General features: G+C 75.4%; 1 protein-coding gene and 1 pseudogene. One reads left to right on the top strand and one right to left on the bottom strand.

Features of this window, described 5'->3' with window-relative positions; all coding sequences use genetic code 11:
* Positions 1 to 602 (bottom strand): annotated as a pseudogene (locus tag GTW67_RS32725) (glycosyltransferase 87 family protein); the annotation flags it as partial.
* A 142-nt stretch (positions 603 to 744) separates the two neighbouring features.
* On the opposite strand from GTW67_RS32725, the gene GTW67_RS32720 reads away from it, so the two are divergent.
* On the top strand, positions 745 to 1,874 hold a 1,130-nt coding region (locus GTW67_RS32720), incomplete at its 3' end, for a sensor histidine kinase (RefSeq protein WP_161168380.1).

Below are 1,874 nucleotides of genomic sequence, written 5' to 3'. Positions count from 1 at the left end.
GCCAAACCGGCGCGCCCAGGACGCCCTTGGCCGGCGAGCGCGAGGCCGAGGCACATCAGGGCGGCCACCGGCAGGTCGACCCCGCCCACCGCGAGGGGCAGCGCGATCAGCGGGCACGCGAGCAGCGGGGCCCGGTGCAGCCCGGCGCCGGCCAGGGCCGCCACGCACGCGCCGCCCAGCCACCAGCGGGGATCCCCGGGCAGCACGCCGAAGAGCGCCATGCCGGGCAGGTAGGGGTTGAAGTCGGTGACCGCCGCGGGGTCGGTGAGGTACGGGCTGCCGGTGGTGAGCAGCAGCCGCCCCGACCGCTCGACGACCGCGACCTCCGACTGCCCGAGCCCCGCCGCCACCAGCCCCACGAGCGGCACCACGACCGCCCCCAGCACGGCCACCGCACGGGCCACGCGACGCGGCCGGGCACCGGACGCCAGGACCGCGGCCGCCGCGTACGCCGCCCCCGCCACCGCGCCCCACACCCGGTGCGGCCCGAGCCCGGACACCACCGCGAGGCCCACCGCGCCGACCGCGAACCCGGCCCACACATACCGCTCCACCCGCCCGAAGACGCAGGTCGCGGCCTGTTCCCGAAGAATCCTCCACATGTCCCTCGACGCTAGGAATCCGCGGCCCGCACGGCGTCAACCGAGGCTCCGCACCCGGCAGTCGACCCGTGGTACGACATCCGCCCGCGAACTCCACCCGTGCGGTGACGCGCCGTCCCGGGCCGGCCGGGATCATGGGCGTATGCGTACGCCGCCGCAACGGTGGATCCGCGACCGGATCGCCGCACCCGCCTACCCCTGGGTCACCGGCGGCGCCCTGACCGCCGGGGCCGTCGCGGAACTGCTCGCCATCCCCGGGTCCCCGACGACCACCGTCGGGGTGCTGGTGTCCTCCGCCTCGCTGATGTGGCGCAGGTCCTTCCCGCCCGTCGCGGTGCTCACCGTCGCCGCCGGCCTCCTGGGGTTCGCCGGGGACGTCAACCTGTACCTCTCGATCGTGGCGAGCGGGCTGATCGGCTGCTACTCGCTCGGCCGCAACCGGGTGCTGCACCCCGCCGTGACCGTCGCCGGCGGCGCGCTCGGAGCCCTGTGCGTGAACCTGGTGCACATCAACACCTGGTCGCGCATGGAGCTTCCGGTGCCCGCGTTGTGGGAGAAGGGCTCACTCAGCCTGTTCGCCGAGTCGTTCCTGCTGACCGTGGTCGTCTTCGGGGCGGTGATGATGGGCGACGCGGTGCGCTCCCGGGAGGAGACCCGCGAGGAGAGGAGCCTGTCCCAGGCCAAGCTGATCGCGATGGAACGGCAGCAGGCCGCCGAGGCCGAGCGGGCGGCCATCGCCCGTGAACTGCACGACATCGTCTCGCACTCGGTGTCGATGATCGCCGTCCAGGCCGAGAGCGCCACCTACACCACCCCGGGCCTCACCCCCGAGGCCCGCGACGGCTTCCAGCAGATCGCCGCCACCGCCCGCTCCTCCATGGGCGAACTGCGCCGCCTGCTCGGCGTCCTGCGCACCTCGCGCAGCGACACGGCGCTCACCGCCCCCCAGCCCACCCTCGGCCACCTCGCCGAACTGGTCGAGCAGCACCGGGCGGTGGGCGGCGCGGCCGAACTGAGGATCACCGGTGACCGGGTGCCCCTGCCCGCCGCGTGGGAACTGTCCGCCTACCGGATCGCCCAGGAGGCACTGACCAACGCGCGCAAGCACGCGCCCGGTGCCCGTACGGTGGTGGAGGTCGACTACGGCGCCGACCGGCTGCTCACCCTGCGCGTCCGCGACGACGGTCCCGCGCCGGCCGCCCGCCCGGAGGCCGGCTCCGACGCGGCCCCCGGGCCCGGCACGGGGCACGGTCTGACCGGCATGCGGGAGCG

Origin of the sequence: Streptomyces sp. SID5910, assembly GCF_009862125.1 — a bacterium.
In the GTDB taxonomy this organism is placed as follows: Bacteria; Actinomycetota; Actinomycetes; order Streptomycetales; family Streptomycetaceae; genus Streptomyces.
Note: the sequence above shows the minus strand (reverse complement) of the source record. Positions and strands in the feature narration are given on the sequence as shown.